Below are 17,848 nucleotides of genomic sequence, written 5' to 3'. Positions count from 1 at the left end.
AAGAAACGTAAGCCGCTTACAGGGCGTCACGCGGTTGTTCCACCATCAGCGGCTCGCTGACCACTTCCACCGGCACCGGGGTGCGGGCACGCAATTCCTTGCGCAGGGTCACCACTTCGCGGCGCAGGCGGAACACCTGACCCAGCATGGCCAGAAAGGCGAACACGGCGCCAGCGGCAAAGAACACGAACAGGATCATCGAGAGCGGCGCTTCCCAGCTATAGCCGAGGAAGAATTGCAAAGACACCGTGTCGGCATTGTGCATGGCAAAGCCCAGCAACACGATAAACACCAGCAACTTGATCAACCCGTAGACGTAACGCATAGGCTTCCGCTCTGTTTAGATTACGGCCGTATTGTAGCCGATTAAGCCTGACGGGCTATCCCGGATTTCCCTTGCACCTGTAACCGCAGGGGCTTGCTGGCGATACATAGCTGGCCGCAAACGTAAAAACGGCGCCCCGAAGGGCGCCGTTTCTGGTGGGCTATCAAGCCATTACAGCAGTTCGTCTACGCGCTCGCGCAGTTCCTTGCCCGCCTTGAAGTGGGGCACGAACTTTTCCGGAACCTCGACTCGAGAGCCGGATTTCGGATTGCGACCGACGCGTGGCGGCCGATAGTTGAGGTCAAAGCTGCCAAAGCCACGGATCTCGATGCGCTGACCTTGAGCCAGGCTTTTGGCCATGGCATCGAGGATGGTCTTGACGGCCAGCTCAGCGTCTTTGGTCACCAGTTGCGGATAGCGCGAGGTGAGTTTCGCGATGAGCTCGGACTTCGTCATGCTGCCTTGATTCCTTACTCAGCCGAGCCAGACAGCTTGGCTTTGAGCAGGGCACCCAGGTTGGTCGTACCAGCAGTGGCGTCGGACGACAGACGCGACATTGCGTCCTTCTCGTCGCCCATGTCCTTGGCTTTGATCGACAGGTTGATCGAACGGTTCTTGCGATCAACGTTGATGATCATGGCTTCAACCGCATCGCCTTCTTTCAGGACGGAACGGATGTCTTCAACGCGGTCACGCGAAACTTCGGTCGAACGCAGGTAGCCTTCAACTTCGTCGGTCAGCGCAATCACAGCACCCTTGGCATCCAGGGACTTGACGGTACCCTTGACGATGGCGCCCTTGTCGCTGCTGGCCACGTAGTTGTTGAACGGATCACCTTCGAGCTGCTTGATGCCCAGGGAGATACGCTCTTTGTCCACGTCGATCGACAGAACAACGGCTTCAACTTCGTCGCCCTTCTTGAAGTTGCGCACGGCTTCTTCGCCAGTCACTTGCCACGACAGGTCGGACAGGTGAACCAGGCCATCGATGCCGCCAGGCAGGCCAACGAACACGCCGAAGTCGGTAATCGACTTGATCGCGCCCTTCAGCTTGTCGCCCTTCTTGAAGTTTTCAGCGAATTCGTCCCAAGGATTAGCCGCGCATTGCTTCATGCCCAGGCTGATACGACGCTTCTCTTCGTCGATATCCAGGATCATCACTTCAACTTCGTCGCCCAGCGAAACAACCTTGGACGGATGAACGTTCTTGTTGGTCCAGTCCATTTCGGACACGTGCACCAGGCCTTCGATGCCTTGTTCGATTTCAACGAACGCGCCGTAGTCGGTCAGGTTGGTTACCTTGCCGAACAGACGGGTGCCTTGCGGGTAACGACGGGACAGGCCCACCCACGGATCTTCGCCCAGTTGCTTCAGACCCAGCGATACGCGGTTCTTCTCTTGGTCGAACTTCAGGACCTTGGCTTCAACTTCATCGCCAACTGCCAGAACTTCGGACGGGTGCTTCACGCGACGCCATGCCAGATCGGTGATGTGCAGCAGACCATCGATGCCGCCCAGGTCCACGAAGGCGCCGTAGTCGGTGATGTTCTTGACGATACCCTTGACCACTGCGCCTTCGCGCAGGGTTTCGAGCAGCTTCTGACGTTCTTCGCCCAGCGATTCTTCCAGAACGGCGCGACGCGAAACCACCACGTTGTTGCGCTTGCGATCCAGCTTGATCACCTTGAATTCGATCTGCTTGCCTTCGAACGGGGTGGTGTCTTTTACCGGACGGATGTCGACGAGCGAACCCGGCAGGAAGGCGCGCAGGCCATTGACCATAACGGTCAGGCCGCCCTTGACCTTGCCAGAGATCACACCGGTCATCACGGCGCCCTTCTCCAGGCAGTCTTCCAGCTCGATCCACGAGGCCAGGCGCTTGGCCTTTTCACGGGAGAGCTTGGTTTCGCCGTAGCCGTTTTCCAGGCTGTCGATCGCGACCGGCACGAAGTCGCCGATTGCAACTTCGACTTCGCCGTTGTCATTCTTGAACTCTTCCAGCGGAATCAGCGATTCCGACTTCAGACCGGCGTTCACGGTCACGAAGTTATTATCGATACCGACGACTTCGGCGGTAATCACTTCACCTGCGCGCATCTCTTGACGCGTGAGGCTTTCCTCGAAAAGCGCTGCAAAGCTTTCCATGGAAGTGTTGAGGGTTGCAGTTGTCATGTGTTGAGAAGTTCCAGCATCCCCGGACTTGAGGCCCGGAGGGGGGTTAGTTACACCAGATCAGGCCTGCTTTGCGCAGGATTGATCACCAAAACGCGCCTGTCGGCGCAAAGGCGAGCCGGCCACCAGCTACAGGGACGACTCGCGAAAGCAGCGATGTTAAAGAATTCTTCGCATCGCTTCAAGTATTTAGCGATTATCGGAAGGTCAGTGCGGTGCGGCCGCTTGCCACCACTGCAACACCTGGCCTACCGCCGCCTCGATACCCAGCGCCGAAGTCTCGAGCAAATGCGCGTCCGGCAGTTGCTGCAAGGGGGCCACGCTACGCGCGCGGTCACGGGCGTCGCGCGCCTCAAGGTCAGCGGTAATGGCCGCCAGGTCTGCGCTTTCGCCCCGCCCGAGCAGCTGTTTGTAACGACGGGTGGCCCGCACTTCGGCAGTCGCCGTCAAAAATACTTTGAGCGGCGCTTGCGGAAACACCACCGAACCCATGTCACGACCGTCGGCCACCAGGCCTGGCATCTGCGCAAATGCACGCTGCCGTTCCAGCAAGGCCGCACGCACCAACGGCAGAGCGGCAACCTGCGACGCGCCCACGCCTATCGTCTCGGAGCGAATGACGTGACTGACATCGTCGCCCGCCAGAAAGATATGCTCGCCTTCAAAGCGCACATCCAGGCCGTGCGCGATGGCAGCCACGCCATGTTCGTCATCCCAGTGGATGCTTTGCCGGCTGGCCGCCAACGCGGTCAGCCGGTACAGCGCACCGGAATCGAGATAATGAAAACCCAGCGCCGCCGCCACACGTTGCGCGATGGTGCCTTTGCCAGATGCCGACGGGCCATCAATGGCGATTACCGGTACGGCCATGCTTAGCCTCGTCCTGCCAGAATGTCTTCGATGCGAGCCAGTTCTTCGACCGAGAAGTCCAGGTTCTTGACCGCACCCAGATTTTCTTCAATCTGTTCCACGCGGCTAGCGCCGATGATGACAGTGGTGACGGTACGCAAGGCCCACGCCAGCGACATCTGGGCCAGGGTCTGCCCGCGCGCCACCGCTACTTCGTTCAGCTTTTTGACTTGCGCCAGGCGTTGCTCCACCTTGTCAGTCGACAGGAAGGGATTGCTGCTGTCGGCCGCGCGCGAATCGGCAGGCACGCCATTCAGATAGCGGCTGGTCAGCAGGCCTTGCGCCAGCGGGCAGAAGGCAATGGAGCCTATGCCTTCGTCTTGCAGCACGTCGGTCAGGCCATCTTCAATCCAGCGATCAAACATCGAATACGACGGCTGATGGATCAGGCAGGGCGTACCCAATTCTTTCAGCACGCGTGCCGCCACTTTGGTTTGCTCGGCCGAGTACGAAGAAATACCTACGTACAGCGCCTTGCCCTGACGCACGATGGCATCGAGCGCGCCCATGGTTTCCTCGATCGGGGTATCCGGGTCAGGACGATGCGAATAAAAGATGTCGACGTAGTCCAGGCCCATACGCTTCAGGCTTTGATCACAACTGGCCATCAGGTATTTGCGGCTACCGAAATCGCCATACGGACCGGGCCACATTTGCCAGCCAGCCTTGGACGAAATGATCAGTTCATCGCGATACGGCTTGAGATCAGTGGCCAGCAAACGGCCGAAGGTTTCTTCGGCAGAACCGGCGGGCGGACCGTAGTTGTTGGCCAGATCAAAGTGGGTGATACCGGCGTCGAACGCCGCGCGCACCATGGCGCGCGAGTTATCAAACGGCTTGTTATCGCCAAAATTGTGCCAGAGGCCCAGCGAGATGGCCGGTAGCTTGAGGCCGCTATTGCCGCAGCGGCGATAAGGCATGCGGTCATCGTAACGGTCGGGGTGCGCAATATAAGTCATGCTTTATTCCTGTCCATGTGTGTTGTCGTAATGGCTGGCCCGTGCCGGGCGCAGCCTTGTTGTTTTTGCTTTAGGCGTTATTGCTTGCGGTTGCCCCATGCCACGCGGGCCTTGCTGGCCTGCGCGAAATAGTCGGTAATGGCCGCGGGGTCACCCGCCTCTACCATGCTGATCACGCGTTGCAACTGGTCCGCGCAGGCGGTCAGGTCTTGCAACAGCGCGTCACGATTGGCCAGAGCGATATCGCGCCACATATCCGGATGCGAACCGGCGATGCGCGTGAAATCGCGAAAACCCGAGGCGGCAAAGTCGAGGCAGATGTCCGCGTCGGCACGCGCCAGTACGGTATTCATATATGCAAAGGCCAGCAAGTGAGGCATATGGCTTACAGCGGCAAACACGCCGTCATGTTGCCGCGCCTCCAGCGTGTGCACCACCGCCCCGCATTGCTGCCACAGCGCTTGCACTCGGGCGGTGCTGGCCGGGTCGGTTTCCGGCAACGGGGTGAGCACCACGCGGCGGCCTTCAAACAAACCATATTGCGCCGCGGCGGCACCGGATAGGTCCGACCCGGCAATCGGATGTCCGGGCACGCACCACGCCAGATGTGCGGGCAAATGCTGGCGGAACAGCGCGCAGACGTCCTGCTTGGTAGAGCCGCCATCGGTCACCAGACAACCAGGCGCAAGGTGCGGTGCGATGCGTTGCATCAGCGCGCCCATCTGACCCACCGGCGTGGCCAGCAACACCAGATCAGCATCGATGACGGCTTCGGCGGCATCGGCCGTGGCGGCATCGATTACATTCAGTTCGATCGCGCGCGCCAGATTATCGGGATTACGTCCGACGCCCACCACCTGCTGCACCATACGCACCCGCTTCAACGCCAGCGCAAACGAGCCGCCGATCAGGCCGGCGCCCAGCAGCACCAGTTTTCGTACTGGGGTCATTGCGCTTTACCTTGCACGTCCTCTTCCCTGTAGGTGCTGATGATCTGCAGCAAGGCGCGCTTGACGCTGGCGCCATCGGCGGGCGGGTTAGCCACCGGTGTTTCGGAAATCCGCAGTGTGTACAGCTTGCCTGGGGCGTAGTTGAAGCCCTCGATGCCGCCGTACAGCAACTGCCACGGCGCGTCTGCCTTCTCACGGATCTGCAGGCAATCCATTTTGGCGGCACCGGCCGAGCACGGCTGGGTCTCGGGCGCAATCTGCACCACCTTTTCGACGATCTGCGCCTTGTGCGCGAATACTAACTGGTCATTGGTGCCCGACAGCAGCACCAGTTTGCCGTCCTTGCTCAACTGATAGCTTTTGGCGCTATTGAGCAATTGCAGCACATCGCGTTCTTTTTCCGACGACTCGGTATCAAGGCAGGCCATACGCGTACCCGCCAATGGCCCGATCTTGAACGGCTGCGCCTTGATCGCGCCCATATAGCGATTGCAGCCAGAAAAACCACTGATATTGCCGCCTTTGATGCTCAGCGTAACCGGGCGCTGCTGCTCATCGATGGCTTTGGCCGACAGTTCCTGGCCATTGATGCGCCACGATTGCAATTCATAATCGCCATCGAGCAGCGAGCGCGCTTGCGCGGTCAGACTGACCGCCAGCAATGCGCTGGCCAAGAGCAAGGTTTGCAGCAATTTCATTGGGTTCTCCGGGAATAGTTTTGTATTTGCCATCGGGTGCGACCACCCGCACGCACTTGAGTTGCCGCGCCCGCGTTTCGACCAGTCGCCGCGGGCGGCTTGCTGGATGATCAGATGGAACGCCCTACCGCCTGGGCAATCGCACCCAGCGTCGTCATCAGTTGCTTCAACTCTGCGGGCGTGAGCGCCTGATCGGCATCGCACCATGCTTCGCACGGGTTGGGATGCATTTCGATCAGCAAGCCATCCGCCCCCGCCGCCACCGCCGCTTGCGCCAGGGCGGGCACCATCCAGGCTTTGCCGCCGGCATGGCTAGGGTCGACGATAACGGGCAAGTGGGTTTCACGCTTGATGACCGGGATGGCGGTGATGTCGAGCACGTTGCGATAGGCGGTTTCAAAGGTACGAATGCCGCGCTCGCAGAAAATAATGTTGTGGTTGCCGCCCGCCGCAATGTATTCGGCCGACATCAGCCATTCCGCGATTGTGGCCGACAGGCCGCGCTTGAGGATAACGGGTTTGTTGACGCGCCCTACTTCCTTGAGCAGATCAAAGTTCTGCATATTGCGCGCGCCGATCTGGATGACATCGACTTCATGCTCGATAAAGGTGTCGAGCATGCGCACGTCCATCAGCTCGGTAACGATGGGCAGATTGTGTTGCCGCGCCGAACGCTGAAAGAACTCCAGTCCTTCCACCCCCAGGCCCTGAAATGCGTACGGGCTGGTGCGTGGCTTGAAGGCGCCGCCGCGCATCATGCGACACCCGGCTGCGGCCACGGCGGCGGCCGATTCATCCATCTGCGCTTGCGTCTCGACCGAACACGGCCCGCCAATCACCTGAATCTGCTCTCCGCCAATCGGAATACCGCGCACCCGGATGACCGAGCCTTGCGGGTGCGTGGCGCGCGCGACAATCTTGTACTGCTTGGCCACCCGATGCGCGCGCTCCACGCCGGGCAGAATCTCGAAATGCGCCAGGTCCAGCTTGTTTTCGTCACCGATGGCACCAATGATGGTCAGTTCCGCGCCGCGCGACACATGCTCTTGCAGACCCGCTTTACGGATCTCGCTGATGACGCCGTCGATGTGTGCAGCGGTGGCGTTTTGTTGCATGACGATAATCATGTTTGTTCCTGGATATTCATGTCGTAAAAACGTGATGACTTGCAGCGCAAGACCCCGATTGGAAACCAGCGCGCGCGAACAGGCAACCTCAACAAGTGCAACTCACGCATAGCCGCGCTTTACGCGGACGTGTTTTAGCGTAATCGAAACCCACCCCAGCACAAGGCCGATATGGATTTACTCACCCGCTTATTGATCAATCTGATCACCCAGGCCGCGCTGGTTGAGGCGCGTGATGCGTGGGCGGGCGGGCATTTGTGGCGGGTAGCGCAAATGGCGCGACGGCTGGCGCTTGATCTCAAATTGCCTGCACCAGACGTGGCACACATTACGCTCGGCGCGCTGGTTCATGATCTCGGCAAGATTGGTGTTGCCGAAGCCATACTCAACAAACCGACCCGTCTGACCGATGAAGAGTTCGATGCCGTGCGCGCGCATCCGGAAACCGGTCTGGCCGCATTGGTGGGGCATCCGCTAGCCCATCTGGTGCGCGAAGCGGTGCTGATGCATCACGAAACGCCCGACGGCACCGGCTATCCGCAAGGGCTGCAGGGCGATGCTTTGCCGCTGGTGGCGCGCATAGTAGGTCTGGTGGATGCCTTTGATGCGATGACTTCGACGCGTTCTTATCGCCGCCAGCTCAGCACGGAGGCGGCACTGCTGGCAATTGAAGACAATATCGATACGCAGTTTGATGGCGCGCTGGCGCGGCATTTTATCAAGATGGCGCGTGCGGGCGCTTTTGATGACATCGTTGGCCATTCCGAACAAGGCATCGCCATGCAGCAGTGCCCCACTTGCGGCCCCATCATCGCCATTCCGCACAAAACCCGCAGCGGCGATGTGATTGCCTGTCCGGCTTGTCGCACCGGTTTCAAGGTATTGGGCAATGCCAACGACTGGCATTTGCGTCCCCTGCCCGTGCATCTGAGTGCGCGGCCACTGAGCGTGGATCATGAACTGGTGCAATGCCTGGCGCAGGACATCCGCGCGCAACTGGATGAGCGCGCGGTGCTGGGCGTTTAAGGCCGGGCCAACTAGACGCTGCGAAACTGCTGCGCGGCGACCCGCAAGTAATAGAACATCGAAATGATGGTAAGCAGGCCCGCGATATACAGCGCCAACATGCCGATAAACAAGGTGGGCACGCCGGGAATCAGCGGGTCATTCCACAGCAAAAACAGGATGGCGATCATCTGGGCCGTGGTTTTGAGTTTGCCGATGGTGGCAACGGCCACGCTGCGCGATTTGCCCAGTTGCGCCATCCACTCGCGTAAAGCAGAAATGGTGATTTCGCGGCCTATGATAATGACGGCCAACCACGACGGCGCGCGTTCCAGTTCCACCAGCAGGATCAGCGCGGCCGCCACCATCAGCTTGTCGGCTACGGGGTCTAGAAAGGCGCCAAACGAAGAGGTCTGATTCCAGCGCCGCGCCAGAAAACCATCAAACCAGTCGGTGAGCGCTGCCACGGCAAAGATGGCGGTACCGATCATGTTCTTCATCGGCATGGCAATTGCGGTGTCGGGCAGATAAAACAAGCCGACAAATACCGGAATTGCGGCTACACGCAGCCAGGTCAGAAAGATCGGCAGATTAAAAGGCATCGCGGGCCACGGTCCGGTTCAAAACCCGCATTCTAACAGCACAAGCGCGGCTAGTCTTACAGCGATGCCCGCATTTACATGCCTTATCAAATTGGCATCGCTGTGTGCTTATGCCAGCGCGACTAGCCGCGTAATGCGGCGTGGATTTTCTCTGCGAGCGCCTGGCTGATGCCATCGACCTGCATCAAATCGTCGACGCCAGCGCCTTTTACGCCTTGCAAACCGCCAAAGCGCGCCAGCAATTTCTGCCGCCGCTTGGGCCCCACGCCCTCGATCTCTTCCAGACTGGATGCCACCCGCGCTTTGGCGCGGCGGGCGCGGTGCCCGGTAATGGCAAAACGATGCGCCTCGTCACGGATTTGCTGGATCAGATGCAAGCCGGGATGGTCACGCGGCAATTGCAGCACGTTGTGCGTTGTGGCAAACACCAGTTGTTCGAGCCCGGCTTTGCGCGTCTCGCCTTTCGCCACACCGATCAGCGCGGGTTGCGGCAAGCCAACCTCCTCCATCACCGCTTCTGCCATGGACAGCTGGCCCTTGCCGCCATCGATCAAAATCAGATCAGGCACCTTACCTTCACCGGCCGCAATTTTCTCATAACGGCGCGTCAGGGCCTGGCGCATGGCGGCATAGTCATCGCCCGGCGTAATGCCATTGATGTTGTAGCGGCGGTACTGACTGGTCTGGATATCGCCATCATCAAATACCACGCACGAGGCAACGGTGGCCTCGCCCATGGTGTGCGAAATATCAAAGCATTCAATCCGCGCCGCATCTTCCGGCAGGCCCAGGGCTTCGATCAGCGCCTGCAAACGGCCGGACTGGCTGGCGGCGTGACTGCTGCGTTGCTGGATGGCCAGGCTGGCATTTTTGCGCGCCATCTCCAGCCAGACGCGGCGTTCACCATTGGGATTGGCATTGATGATGACTTTGCGCTGCGCTTGCTCGGTCAGCAGCTGCGTCAGCACATCCAGATTGGGCGGGGCCGGTGCACAGATCACCACCGGCGGCACGCTCCGATCCAGATAATGCTGGGCGAGGAAGGCTTCGATGGCCTCGGCCTCGTCGTAATCCTCGGCATGCGTCGGAAACAGGTTCTTGTCGCCCACATGCCGCCCGCCGCGCACCATGGCCAGGTTGAGACAGACCGTGCCGTTCTCGACCACGGCGGCAATGATGTCGGCGTCGAGCTCGTTGGTATTACTCGACACAAACTGACGTTCCTGGATGCGCGCCAAGGCCTGGATTTGATCACGCACGGCGGCCGCTTCTTCAAACTTCCAGTCCTCTGACAATCGCGCCATGCGCGACTCCAGCTCCAGCAGTAATTCATTGGCGCGGCCATTGAGAAACAGCACCGCGTTATTAACGTCGGCGCGATAGTCCTCGGGCGTAATCAGGTCGACGCAAGGCGCCGAACAGCGCTTGATCTGATGCAACAAACAGGGACGCGAACGATTGGCAAACACGGTGTCTTCGCAAGTGCGCAGCTTGAACACCTTTTGCAATAACTGAATGCTTTCCTTTACCACGTAGCCGCTGGGAAAAGGCCCGAAATACTGATTACGCTTGTCCAGCGACCCCCGGTAATACGCCAGACGCGGCGTTTTGTGGCCGGTTACCACCAGATAGGGATAACTTTTGTCGTCGCGAAACAAGATGTTGTAACGCGGTGCCAGCGCCTTGATCAGATTGTTTTCCAGCACCAACGCTTCGGCTTCGGAACGCACCACGGTGGTTTCGATGCGGTCCACTTGCGTCAGCATCAGGCGGATGCGCGGGCTGTGGTCGTTCTTCTGAAAATACGAGCCGACGCGCTTACGCAAGCTGATGGCCTTGCCCACGTATAACACCGTGCCGTCGGCCGCCAGCATGCGATACACGCCGGGCAACAAAGGCAAGGCTTTGACAAACGCCAGATGGCGTTCATGGCGGGCTTGGGGGTCGGAATCGGGAGCGGCTTGCGCCACGGTGTCGGACATGAGAGGCCTGAATCAAAATTCAGCCTCGATTTTAGCAACAGTCTGAGGTGCTGTGCAGCTTGCCAGCCGGATGCAGATTGCCACCGCGTGCGCCGCAGCGGCGACTTGCTGCACCGAGGGATAGCTGGGCGCCAGGCGCAAATACTGATCATGCGGATCGCCCGCCGGAAAACTGCTGCCCGCAGGGGTCAGTAGCACACCCGCGGCGCGCGCCAGCTCGACCACGCGGCTGGCCGTGCCGGGTGGCACGCACACATGCACAAAATAGCCGCCTTCGGGCCGGGTCCAGCTCACACCGGGCACATCGGATAAATGTGCAGCAAACGCCGTATAGATCGCCGCAAAGCGCGGCCGCAATAAAGCGGCATGCTGGCGCATTAACGCGTCCAGGGTGCGGCCATTACGCAAAAAGCGCACATGCCGCAATTGATTGATTTTATCCGGGCCAATACTGCGGATTTGCGCGTGCATTTGCCACCACGCCACGGTTTCCGGCCCTGCCGCCATGGCGGCGACGCCGGCATTGGCAAAAGTGATTTTGGAAGTGGACGTAAATACCAGTGCACGTTCCGGATGCCCCGCCGCGGCGCAGGCCTCGAGCATATTCAGCTGTGCTTGCGGCTGCGGCGTTAAATGATGAAAACGATAGGCGTCATCCACCAACAAACGAAAATCCGGCGCCGCCGTGGGCATTTGCGCCAGACGTCGAATCGTGGCATCCGAATAACTGTCGCCCGTTGGATTGTTATAACGCGGCACGCACCACATGCCTTTGATGGCCGGATCACGGGCCACCAGCTGTTCTACCTGCTCCATATCCGGCCCATCAGTATTGATCGCCACGGGATACAGCCGTATGCCATAACGCTGGCACAAAGCAAAATGGCGGTCATAACCAGGCACCGATGCAATAAAGGCAATATCGGGCGTGCTTTGCCACGGCTTATGGCCCGGCAGGCCATGAAACAAGGCATACACCAAAACGTCGTGCAGCAATTCCAGCGTGGCGCAGCCCGATACGATGGTTTGTGCGGCAGGCGCGCCCAGCAATTCGCCAAACAATTGCCGCGCCTCGGCGATACCCGCAATACCCCCGTAATTGCGGCAATCCATGCCGTCTGCCGCCAGGCAATCATCCAGCAACTGGCGCGTAAGCATGGCCATGGATAAATCCAGTTGTTGCGGCGAGGGTTTGCCGCGCGATAAATCCAGATTCAGGTTTTGCTGCAACAGCGACTGATATTCAATTGCGGCGTCCAGCATGGTTTTGACCTCGGCGCGAATAAACGGATGCGGCCCAATTTAAAACCGCCGCCATTTGTGGCACAGAGCAGCTTGGGCTAAAGTCAGGCGCACTTATCCGGTCGATCGAGCAGAAACGTGAGCCCAACGCATCCTGTGTTTTTGGCTATGCCATTGCATGAGCACAGCCCCAAAGTGACGCAAATCGTGGAGCGGATTCAGGCGGCGATCCAGCAACAGCAATTGATGGCCGGAACACGCTTGCCCTCGGTGCGGCAATTAAGCGGATTGCTCGGGGTCGGCCGCGCCACCCTGAATGACGCGCTGGACCGCTTGCGCGCGCAGGGTCTGATCGAATCGCGGCAAGGCATAGGCCATTTCGTTGCCCGCAGCCCGATTAATCCCATGCCGCGCGCCGCGGCGCGCAATCCTGCCGATCCCTTATTGGCTGTGCGCCTGGCCTTGCTGAATGAAAACGGCTTTTTGCGCGCAGGTTGCGGCTTTCTGCCCGAGCAGGGCTTGCCGGAAGCGGCCTTATTGCGCGCTATGCGCGCGGCGGTGCGTTCGCCGATATTGAAACCGTCCGAAAGTAATAGCGGCGAGGGTTATCTGCCTTTGCGCAGCGCATTGCGGCAGAAAATTGCCCGTTTGGGGCTGGATGCGACTGAAGATCAAATTGTGACCACCTCAGGCACGCTCGCCAGCATAGATCTGTTATTGCGCTTGTTATTACAGCCTGGCGATAAAGTATTGCTGGACGAGCCCGGCTATTTTTCTTTGCGCAGCAATGTACAACTACATGGCGCGGACATCGTCAGCATTGCGCGCAATGAGCACGGGCTGGATATGCCCGCCCTGGAGCGCGTGGTCAGAACGCAGCGCCCCCGTGTGTATGTGATCAATAGCGCGTTGCATAATCCATGCGGCCACTCGCTCGCACCGGCTCAGGCCAGCCAGTTAGTGGCGCTGGCGCGGCAATACGATATGCACATTATTGAAGACGACGTGTATTGCGATCTGCAATCCCACCCCACTCCGCGGCTGGCGGCTTTGGGCGGGCTGGCGCAGGTGAGTTATATCAGCGGTTTTTCCAAAACCTTGTCGCCCAATATCCGCAGCAGTTACGTGGTGGCCCAGCCGCAATTGGCGCAACGCCTGGCGCAATTAAAACTGGCCAGTGGCGCAATGACGTCCACCATGACAGAGCAAATCATTTATCGCGTGCTCAGCGACGGCGATTATGCGCGGCATATCAATCGCGTGCAGGCGCAGCTATTCAGCGCCGCACAACGGGTGAGCAAACAACTGCGGCAACTGGGTTTTGCCATCGCCGACGGCATGGGCGAAGGATTATTTATCTGGGCACGCTTGCCGCCGGGCATGGATGCGCAAGCGCTCAGTGAAATGGCATTGCAACAACATATTGCGCTGGCACCCGGCAATCTGTTTAGCCAGGCCGCATCAGCCCGCCAGTATCTGCGTTTTAATGTCGCACATTCGGATCAGCCCGCTTTGTGGCAATGGCTCAGCACCGCGCTGGCGTGCACTGAGACGCCAGCGGATACAGCCGCTTAACCGGTCCGATGCATCGCTTTAAACCGCGACGGCGTTAATCCGCTTTGCCCGGAGAAGAATCGCGAAAACGCCGAGACCGAAGAAAAGCCGAGCATATCGCTGACATTGGAAATTGAAGCCTGGTCTTGCAACAACATTTGCTTGGCTTTTTTCAAGCGCACTTGTGCGGTAATGCGCTGAAAATGGGTGCCTTCTTTCTGCAGCAAACGGTGCAAGGTAAAGCGCGAGGTATGCAGCCGCTGGCACACCATTTCCAACAAGCTGTTGTCGCCGGCAAAAACTGCAATGGGGTTGACCAATTCATCCACCAGCGCCTGCACCCGGGCAGCAAAAGAATAGCGCTGCTGCAAGGCTTCGACCTCCGCCGTGGCCTGACCATAAATCACCTGATAGGCCACGCGGTTATGCTGCGCATAGGCCTGCCCTGCCGTGGGCAAATGCAAAGCCATCCAGTTGCGCGCTTGTCCGAAGCGCAAGCGACATTGCTCTTGTTCTTGCGCCCGCTGCCAGCCCGGAAACGGCGAGCCGGCAAGCGCAATCGACACCGGCAAATGCGGATCATCCAGATATTGCCGAGCCAGGCGCGCCAACAACATCAGATTGCCAAAAGCGCTATAGGCGGTGCGTTCGCTACCCCCATCCAGAATATATTCAAATTCAAAATATCCGTTTTGCTCGCGAATCAATACATCGTCCACATCGCCGATCAAAGCGCGCAATTTCAAGAAATTGGCAAAGGCCTCTTGCAAGCTTGGCGAATTGGCGACCACGCAAATGACGGTACTGAATGGCGCGGTGGATAGAATTTCGCTCATGCTATGCGGATGATGCTCTGGCGGCGCCAGACGCTCCGTCAAATTCAGCATCGCGATATGTTTTTCTGCCGGAATTCGCCCCTGCGCATCGCGCGCTTCGGCCTCGGCAATGCCGGTAATGCGTTGAAATTCCCGCACACTCATGCCACTGGCTTTTGCGGATTCCAGCCCTAATAACGCCAGCTTGCTGGTTACGGTTTTCGACCACGGCGTCATCAACAAAACCTCATCATAATCAAACACTAACGCTGCATTGCAACATGCAGTCATTGCACCAAACCACGCTAACACAGCTGGCAAACCAGCCCGGTCAGGCATACGCCTTATGTCGCCACTTGCACCACTGCATTAAAAAAACCGGCCCGCCGCCATAAGACGGACGGGCCGGTTTTAGCAAAGTCCAGTTATTTGCTGATGGGCAGGATTTTTTCTTCCAGGGTGAGTGCTTTACTCAATGCATTGCTATCCCGCGATGAGGCGGCCGCATAAAAGGTGTAAGCGCCTGGTGGAATACGCCATTGGTGCAGATTGATATCCCACACCGCCAGACGTTCGTTCTTGACGTTGACGGTCACGGTTTTCGCTTCGCCTGCCGCCAATTGCACTTTTTGCCAACCAATCAATCGACGCGGTGGTTCACCGGCTGCGGTCGGCATTGCGCTATATAGTTGCGCCACTTCGGCGCCAGCGACATTGCCGCTGTTCTTGACGGTAAAGCTGGCGGTGAGATTGCCACTGCTATCCACGGACGTACTCAAGCCCGAATAGGCAAACGTGGTGTAGGACAAACCATAGCCAAACGGAAACAAGGGCTGGATATTCTGCGCGTCATACCAGCGATAGCCCATTTGCAGACCTTCGCTATAGGTCACGTTCAAATCCGTGCTGGAAATCGCCTTTTGGGGCTGATCGGTGTCCGCTTGCGGAAAAGTAATCGGCAATTTGCCCGACGGATTAGTGCTGCCAAACAATATATTGGCAATTGCCGGACCGCCTTGCATTCCCGGGTACCACGCTTCCAGCACGGCATGGACATTGTTCAGCCAGGGCATGGTGACCGCAGTACCGCTTTCCAGCACCACAATACTGCGTTTGGCGCTGGCGGCGACGGCGGCAATCAAAGCGTTCTGGTCATAGGCCTGATTGGCCGGGTCGGTCACATTGCTGGGCAACGCCAGGGACGCCAAATCGCCGCCTTCGGTTTCCCATTGCGTGCCAAACAGTATGGTCACGTCGGCATTGGCCGCAGCGGCGGCCGCAGCGGTGGCATCCGAACCATCCAGATAAGTCACCGTCGCATTGGGCGCTTTTGCCTGGATGGCATTGAGTGGCGAAGATTTGTACCAGGTGGCGCACGCGGTAACCTGGCCACCAATCATGGCGGAAGGCTGCAAGCAAGTGACGGCATTGCCATCACGCGGCGGGGTTAATCCGGAGCCACCGCCGGCCAATACGCCCACATCGGCATGACCACCAATCACCACAATGCTGCTGATGGTACTGGCATTCAGCGGCAATACCGCTGCGCTGGAATTGCTCGGCGCTGCGTTTTTAAGCAGAACCATGGATTGTTCTGCCGCCGCTTGCGTCGCCGCATTACCTGCGGCTTGATCTATCGTGCCATTCAGCGCGGCCGGGCTATCGAATATGCCCAGGCGGATCAAGGTACGTAATTTACGCTGCACCATATCGTCCAGCCGCGATTGCGCCACCGAGCCGTTTTGCACCGCTGCTTTCAGCTTCTGATTGAAATAAGTAGCGATCCCATAAAAGCCCGTGCTGTCGTCTGTGGACCCGCCTTCTTCTTCATCCAGGCCGGCATTTGCCCCGCGTACGGTATCGGTCAGCGCTTCAAACCAGTCCGATTGCACCTTGCCTTTAAAGCCCCACTCGGTTTTGAGCACATCAGTCAGCAGATATTTGTTTTCGCAGGCTTTGGTGCCATTCAGCAGATTGTACGAACACATGATATTGCCGGGCTGGCCGTTCTTGACGCCAATTTCAAACGGCAACAAATGCAATTCACGTAGCGTGCGTTCGTCGATGATGGAATTGGAGGTAAACCGATTGGTTTCCTGATCATTGGCCGCGTAATGCTTGATGGTGGCCACCACTTTCTGATCCTGCGTGCCGGTGGTGCGCGCCGCGATCATGTAACCAGCTAATACCGGATCTTCGCCCATGTATTCAAAAGTGCGGCCATTACGCAATTCACGCGCCAGATCGACGCCACCACCCAGGCCTTCGGTAAAGCCAATGGTGCGTAATTCCTTGCCGATTTGCGCGCCATAGTCATAAGCCAGTTGGGTGTCCCAACTGGCGGCCAAGGCAATGGTTGAAGGCATGGCCGTGGCGCCATTGACCACGGGCGAGCCATTCAAGGTCTGATAGACGCCGGTGGCGGAATCAGCAATGTAGTAATCCGGAATACCCAGCCGCGGAATGCCTGGTATATAACCCGCGCCGCCCAGCGGGCCGGTCTGGGTGCCCACACCGTGAACCAGTTGAATCTTCTCATCCTGCGTCATCTGGGCGACCAGGGCGGCCGCGCGCTGATCAGCAATGGCGTCCAGATCGGGCGTGGTGGTGGCGGTCGATGTTGTAGTTCCATCATTACCACTACCGCACGCGGCCAGCAGCGCAGCGCAGAGCGTGGTCAATATCCAGGGTGTGCGAGTCGTCATACTTGCCTCCATGTATCCCGAGGGCCGATATATGTATCGGTAACGGGTTGTTATCGGAACAAGAATGGTAGTCGCGGTTTTAAAACTACACTTTGCACGCCGTTGCGGGTTTTGGCATGGCGTGCTGCTGCGGGCGTGAACGGGGTAAGGGGATAACCTGAGGGGCGTCGCGGCGAACGGTCCATCAGGCCGCGCGGCAGATATGGTGGCGGGCTCAAGGCGGCTGTGCGCGTATCTTTCTGTTGGCGAAAAGCGCCAGCGAGTGGCAATCCAGAATACTGGCGCCGCTCCGCTATTCCAGTACCAGCCGGATCTGGCCTGCACGCACAAAATCCTGATCGTTGCGAGAGATACCACTACAGGCAGGATCTGGATCCAGCGATAAATAGAATTCGCCGGATTCAGCGCGAATTAATCTGAGATGCTCAACAGTGCCGTATATATGTTGATCCGAATGATAAAAGCCCGCTTCGGCCACTTGGTCAAAACGCAGGCGCGCGATGGCGTAATCAGCGCCCGCTCTTGCCTTGAACACCAGTTCAATAAACATTCCGCTATCCGCGTCTTTCCAGCACATGCTGGTCAGTGCCGCATCTAGCAGACTGTTACGACCCGATAAATAGCGTATGACTTCCACGCCTGAATACGCGCTCGCCATGGTGAGGACCATCCGGTTTTTGCCCAATGCAGGCGCTGGCAGATTAATCGTTCCGGCAACCTCATTCAATGGCCACCCGCCACCGATTGGATCAAGGCTGCATGGTGTAGATATTCCCAACAGTCAGCCACTGTGATCCCCTTTAT

Annotated in this window: 16 protein-coding genes; 2 read left to right on the top strand and 14 right to left on the bottom strand. The window is 58.4% G+C overall.

The annotated features are described in order from the left end of the window. Positions 1 to 16 precede the first annotated feature (16 nt). The 8 genes from ACYQ1A_RS01045 to aroF form a co-directional block, all read right to left on the bottom strand. Positions 17 to 325, bottom strand: a complete 309-nt coding sequence (locus ACYQ1A_RS01045; protein WP_062221603.1) for a LapA family protein — start codon at positions 323 to 325, stop codon at positions 17 to 19. A gap of 171 nt (positions 326 to 496) precedes the next feature. Next, positions 497 to 781, bottom strand: a complete 285-nt coding sequence (locus tag ACYQ1A_RS01040) for an integration host factor subunit beta (protein WP_053938207.1) — start codon at positions 779 to 781, stop codon at positions 497 to 499. A 14-nt stretch (positions 782 to 795) separates the two neighbouring features. Further along, positions 796 to 2,496: a 30S ribosomal protein S1 gene (gene rpsA / locus ACYQ1A_RS01035; protein ID WP_083459030.1), complete on the bottom strand. Its 1,701-nt coding sequence runs from the start codon at positions 2,494 to 2,496 to the stop codon at positions 796 to 798. A 207-nt stretch (positions 2,497 to 2,703) separates the two neighbouring features. Then, positions 2,704 to 3,366 (bottom strand): (d)CMP kinase, encoded by a 663-nt coding sequence (gene cmk, locus ACYQ1A_RS01030; RefSeq protein WP_499359453.1) that lies wholly within the window; start codon positions 3,364 to 3,366, stop codon positions 2,704 to 2,706. Between the two features lie 2 nt (positions 3,367 to 3,368). Then, the gene (mgrA, locus tag ACYQ1A_RS01025) at positions 3,369 to 4,364 is read right to left on the bottom strand and encodes an L-glyceraldehyde 3-phosphate reductase (RefSeq protein WP_499359450.1); all 996 of its coding nucleotides are present in this window, start codon (positions 4,362 to 4,364) and stop codon (positions 3,369 to 3,371) included. Positions 4,365 to 4,441: 77 nt separating this feature from the next. Further along, on the bottom strand, positions 4,442 to 5,314 hold the full coding sequence (locus ACYQ1A_RS01020) for a prephenate dehydrogenase (protein ID WP_062221600.1): 873 nt from the start codon (positions 5,312 to 5,314) through the stop codon (positions 4,442 to 4,444). Next, positions 5,311 to 6,012, bottom strand: coding sequence for a DUF4377 domain-containing protein (locus tag ACYQ1A_RS01015; RefSeq protein ID WP_499359444.1), 702 nt, complete (start codon positions 6,010 to 6,012; stop codon positions 5,311 to 5,313). The genes ACYQ1A_RS01020 and ACYQ1A_RS01015 overlap by 4 nt, the downstream gene beginning before the upstream one ends. 110 nt (positions 6,013 to 6,122) lie before the next feature. Beyond that, the gene (aroF, locus tag ACYQ1A_RS01010; RefSeq protein WP_499359442.1) at positions 6,123 to 7,139 is read right to left on the bottom strand and encodes a 3-deoxy-7-phosphoheptulonate synthase; all 1,017 of its coding nucleotides are present in this window, start codon (positions 7,137 to 7,139) and stop codon (positions 6,123 to 6,125) included. Positions 7,140 to 7,310: 171 nt separating this feature from the next. On the opposite strand from aroF, the gene ACYQ1A_RS01005 reads away from it, so the two are divergent. Then, the gene (locus tag ACYQ1A_RS01005) at positions 7,311 to 8,165 is read left to right on the top strand and encodes an HD-GYP domain-containing protein (protein ID WP_499359440.1); all 855 of its coding nucleotides are present in this window, start codon (positions 7,311 to 7,313) and stop codon (positions 8,163 to 8,165) included. 11 nt (positions 8,166 to 8,176) lie between these two features. Here the strand turns inward: ACYQ1A_RS01005 and pgsA are convergent, their stop codons facing one another. The 3 genes from pgsA to ACYQ1A_RS00990 all read right to left on the bottom strand — a co-directional run bounded on the left by pgsA (position 8,177) and on the right by ACYQ1A_RS00990 (position 11,991). Further along, positions 8,177 to 8,746, bottom strand: coding sequence for a CDP-diacylglycerol--glycerol-3-phosphate 3-phosphatidyltransferase (gene pgsA, locus ACYQ1A_RS01000; protein WP_499359439.1), 570 nt, complete (start codon positions 8,744 to 8,746; stop codon positions 8,177 to 8,179). Positions 8,747 to 8,868: 122 nt separating this feature from the next. Then, positions 8,869 to 10,728 (bottom strand): excinuclease ABC subunit UvrC, encoded by a 1,860-nt coding sequence (gene uvrC, locus ACYQ1A_RS00995; RefSeq protein WP_499359436.1) that lies wholly within the window; start codon positions 10,726 to 10,728, stop codon positions 8,869 to 8,871. 12 nt (positions 10,729 to 10,740) lie between these two features. After that, a complete protein-coding gene (locus ACYQ1A_RS00990) occupies positions 10,741 to 11,991 on the bottom strand; it encodes an aspartate aminotransferase type Ic (RefSeq protein WP_499359435.1) in 1,251 nt (416 codons plus the stop codon). A gap of 147 nt (positions 11,992 to 12,138) precedes the next feature. Here ACYQ1A_RS00990 and ACYQ1A_RS00985 point away from each other — a divergent pair, with 147 nt between their 5' ends. Next, on the top strand, positions 12,139 to 13,545 hold the full coding sequence (locus tag ACYQ1A_RS00985) for an aminotransferase-like domain-containing protein (protein WP_499359432.1): 1,407 nt from the start codon (positions 12,139 to 12,141) through the stop codon (positions 13,543 to 13,545). Here the strand turns inward: ACYQ1A_RS00985 and ACYQ1A_RS00980 are convergent. The 3 genes from ACYQ1A_RS00980 to ACYQ1A_RS00970 form a co-directional block, all read right to left on the bottom strand. Further along, entirely contained in the window at positions 13,542 to 14,603 is a 1,062-nt protein-coding gene (locus ACYQ1A_RS00980) for an AraC family transcriptional regulator (RefSeq protein WP_499359430.1), read from the bottom strand. The two genes, ACYQ1A_RS00985 and ACYQ1A_RS00980, sit on opposite strands and share 4 nt — an antisense overlap. Before the next feature lie 161 nt (positions 14,604 to 14,764). Next, positions 14,765 to 17,044 carry a beta-glucosidase family protein gene (locus tag ACYQ1A_RS00975; RefSeq protein ID WP_499359428.1) on the bottom strand — a complete coding sequence of 760 codons (2,280 nt, stop codon included), beginning with the start codon at positions 17,042 to 17,044 and terminating at the stop codon, positions 14,765 to 14,767. Positions 17,045 to 17,336: 292 nt separating this feature from the next. Further along, positions 17,337 to 17,771: a hypothetical protein gene (locus tag ACYQ1A_RS00970; RefSeq protein WP_499359427.1), complete on the bottom strand. Its 435-nt coding sequence runs from the start codon at positions 17,769 to 17,771 to the stop codon at positions 17,337 to 17,339. Between the last annotated feature and the right edge of the window lie 77 nt (positions 17,772 to 17,848).

This window comes from Silvimonas sp. JCM 19000, from assembly GCF_054652575.1.
Note: the sequence above shows the minus strand (reverse complement) of the source record. Positions and strands in the feature narration are given on the sequence as shown.

What these genes read in the sequence shown, in the direction of transcription:
- ACYQ1A_RS01045 (WP_062221603.1), bottom strand. Translation starts at nt 325, where the DNA reads ATGCGTTACGTCTACGGGTTGATCAAGTTGCTGGTGTTTATCGTGTTG.
- ACYQ1A_RS01040 (WP_053938207.1), bottom strand. Translation starts at nt 781, where the DNA reads ATGACGAAGTCCGAGCTCATCGCGAAACTCACCTCGCGCTATCCGCAA.
- rpsA (WP_083459030.1), bottom strand. Translation starts at nt 2,496, where the DNA reads ATGACAACTGCAACCCTCAACACTTCCATGGAAAGCTTTGCAGCGCTT.
- cmk (WP_499359453.1), bottom strand. Translation starts at nt 3,366, where the DNA reads ATGGCCGTACCGGTAATCGCCATTGATGGCCCGTCGGCATCTGGCAAA.
- mgrA (WP_499359450.1), bottom strand. Translation starts at nt 4,364, where the DNA reads ATGACTTATATTGCGCACCCCGACCGTTACGATGACCGCATGCCTTAT.
- ACYQ1A_RS01020 (WP_062221600.1), bottom strand. Translation starts at nt 5,314, where the DNA reads ATGACCCCAGTACGAAAACTGGTGCTGCTGGGCGCCGGCCTGATCGGC.
- ACYQ1A_RS01015 (WP_499359444.1), bottom strand. Translation starts at nt 6,012, where the DNA reads ATGAAATTGCTGCAAACCTTGCTCTTGGCCAGCGCATTGCTGGCGGTC.
- aroF (WP_499359442.1), bottom strand. Translation starts at nt 7,139, where the DNA reads ATGATTATCGTCATGCAACAAAACGCCACCGCTGCACACATCGACGGC.
- ACYQ1A_RS01005 (WP_499359440.1), top strand. Translation starts at nt 7,311, where the DNA reads ATGGATTTACTCACCCGCTTATTGATCAATCTGATCACCCAGGCCGCG.
- pgsA (WP_499359439.1), bottom strand. Translation starts at nt 8,746, where the DNA reads ATGCCTTTTAATCTGCCGATCTTTCTGACCTGGCTGCGTGTAGCCGCA.
- uvrC (WP_499359436.1), bottom strand. Translation starts at nt 10,728, where the DNA reads ATGTCCGACACCGTGGCGCAAGCCGCTCCCGATTCCGACCCCCAAGCC.
- ACYQ1A_RS00990 (WP_499359435.1), bottom strand. Translation starts at nt 11,991, where the DNA reads ATGCTGGACGCCGCAATTGAATATCAGTCGCTGTTGCAGCAAAACCTG.
- ACYQ1A_RS00985 (WP_499359432.1), top strand. Translation starts at nt 12,139, where the DNA reads ATGCCATTGCATGAGCACAGCCCCAAAGTGACGCAAATCGTGGAGCGG.
- ACYQ1A_RS00975 (WP_499359428.1), bottom strand. Translation starts at nt 17,044, where the DNA reads ATGACGACTCGCACACCCTGGATATTGACCACGCTCTGCGCTGCGCTG.